A 2,395-nucleotide genomic window follows, 5' to 3' on the forward strand; every position below is an offset into this window, starting at 1 on the left:
GCAAAAAATCACGAAAAATAGACTTTATCCTGCCAACATGAGAGGTTTTTAATTATAGGTGCTGAAGATAAATTGCATGTACAATGTTAAAAAATACTATAGAGATTGTTGATCTATTCAAAAAGATAAGAGTTGTTGTTGCGTATCGACCATTTCGCTCTTTCCTTCGATAAATGCTTTTAAGGCTTCAGGGTAAAGTTTATGCTCTGCTTTAAGAACTCTTTGTGCTAAGCACTCAGTGGTATCATGAGGATAGACTGGAACAGCTGCTTGGGCAAGGATTTTTCCAGCATCCATGTCTTCTGTAACAACATGCACGGTGCAGCCTGTGATTTTTACACCTGCTTGTAAAACTCTTTCATGCGTGTTTAAGCCTTTAAATGAAGGTAAAAGAGAAGGGTGGATGTTTAAAATTCGTCCCTCATAAAGTTTGACGAAACGTGATGAGATAAGGCGCATATACCCCGCAAAGCAGAGAAAATCTGGCTTATATTGATCTAAAATCGTGAAAATATCTTCTTCATGCCCTTCTTTTGTTTTGTAGATTTTGCGATCAACAACATGAATAGGTAAGTTATAATTTTGTGCTTTTTCAATACCATTTGCGCGTGGATTATCGCAAATAACTGCGACAATTTCAGCAGGATATCCTTTTTGCTGACTTGCTTGAGCAAGGGCAACCATATTGGACCCATTACCAGAAATGAAAACGACGATTTTTTTTTCATAAATGCAGTACCCCTTTATAAAATATTCCTTTATTTTGATCCTTGCGTTTTGTTAAAATGCCAAGAGGAGTTACAATTTCTCCATTTTTTTCAAGAGCTTGCGTAACTGTTTCAGCTGCATGCTGTCCCACGATAATGATCATGCCAATACCACAATTGAAAGTTCGTAACATTTCTGTTTCTTCTATTTTACCTTGTTTGGCAATCCATGAAAAGACAGAGGGAACATTGATGGTAGAAAGATTAATTTCAGCACAGAGAGAAGAAGGAATGACGCGTGGAATATTTTCAGGAAATCCTCCACCCGTAATATGTGCTAGAGCTTTAATTCCTTCGTATTTTCGCATGATAGGAAGAAGCGGTTTCACATAAATGCGTGTTGGTGTTAGGAGTGCTGTACCAAGACTATTTTGGGGAGAAAAAGGAGCAGGGTCATTCCATTTGAGATCATTTTGCTGGATGATTCGTCGAACAAGTGAAAAGCCGTTGGAATGAATTCCTGAGGCGCTTAGACCTAAGATAATATCACCTTCTTTCAGGTCTTTTGAAGGGAGCAGCATGTTGCGTTCACATGCGCCTACAGCAAAACCTGCTAGATCATAATCTCCTTCTGCATACATTCCTGGCATTTCTGCAGTTTCTCCCCCAATGAGAGCAGCACCGGCTTGTTTACATCCTTCCGCAATACCAGAAACGATTGCTGCACCTTGTTCAGGGTCAAGTTTTCCAGTCGCAAAATAATCCAGAAAAAAGAGAGGCTCCGCTCCTTGTACAAGTAAATCATTGACACACATAGCTACCAGATCAATACCTACAGTGTTATGGTGACCCACTTCAATGGCAATTTTTAGTTTTGTTCCCACACCATCATTGGCTGCAACAAGGATAGGATCTGTAAAACCCGCTGCTTTTAAATCAAAAAGTCCACCAAACCCGCCAATTTCTGCATCTGCTCCGGCTCGTTTTGTCGCGCGTATAAAGGGTTTAATTTTTTCTACCATAGCATTACCCATATCGATGTTTACACCGGCTTTTGCGTAGGTAAGACCAGCTTTGGATTTATTATTTGTAAGATCTTGATTGCTCATTGGAGCCTTCCTTTAATGGAAAATCAGGTTTTGACGTTATGCAATGCCATGATAGAGTTTTCTCTGCAAGAGATATTGATAAGAAAATAAGCAACTTTGCTTGTACCTTATTTTTAAGATGTTTATAATTTTTGTGAAGAATTTTTTTTAGGGTATTTTATGAGCAAGATATCAGATAATCACGAACAATCTTCTTGGAAACTTATGAAAAAAAAAGTGAGTGAGAATACATCTCATGACCGTTATAAGGCTTATATGCCAGCGTATACACAATTACCGTTGCCGAATAATATGAAAAGACAAATCTTTTTTTGGCTTGGGACGCTGATTTTTTTCATTCTTTTTATGTTTATTTTTGGATCAATTTTGCTTCCTTTTGTAGCAGGGATTGTGTTGGCTTATTTTCTTAATCCCATTATTCAATTACTTGAAAAGTTTGGTATTCGTCGTGTTTTTGGTACTGTCCTCATTACTTTATTTATTGTTATTACCTTTGTTGCTGCTTTAGTTATTCTGATTCCTATTATTAGTTGGCAAATACAACAATTTGTGAGTGATGGCTTACCTGTTTATATTAAT

3 protein-coding genes are annotated in these 2,395 nt (G+C 37.5%); 1 reads left to right on the forward strand and 2 read right to left on the reverse strand.

Annotated features, from left to right (window positions below; genetic code table 11):
* Positions 1-117 precede the first annotated feature (117 nt).
* Positions 118-732: a phosphoribosylglycinamide formyltransferase gene (gene purN, locus BN338_RS06560; protein ID WP_039760248.1), complete on the reverse strand. Its 615-nt coding sequence runs from the start codon at positions 730-732 to the stop codon at positions 118-120.
* Positions 725-1,816 (reverse strand): phosphoribosylformylglycinamidine cyclo-ligase, encoded by a 1,092-nt coding sequence (gene purM, locus BN338_RS06565; protein ID WP_039760249.1) that lies wholly within the window; start codon positions 1,814-1,816, stop codon positions 725-727. The genes purN and purM overlap by 8 nt, the downstream gene beginning before the upstream one ends.
* A gap of 159 nt (positions 1,817-1,975) precedes the next feature.
* On the opposite strand from purM, the gene BN338_RS06570 reads away from it, so the two are divergent.
* A partial coding sequence (locus tag BN338_RS06570) for an AI-2E family transporter (RefSeq protein WP_039760250.1) occupies positions 1,976-2,395 on the forward strand: 420 nt, incomplete at its 3' end.

Source organism: Bartonella queenslandensis AUST/NH15 (assembly GCF_000312585.1).
Classification (GTDB): Bacteria; Pseudomonadota; Alphaproteobacteria; order Rhizobiales; family Rhizobiaceae; genus Bartonella; species Bartonella queenslandensis_A.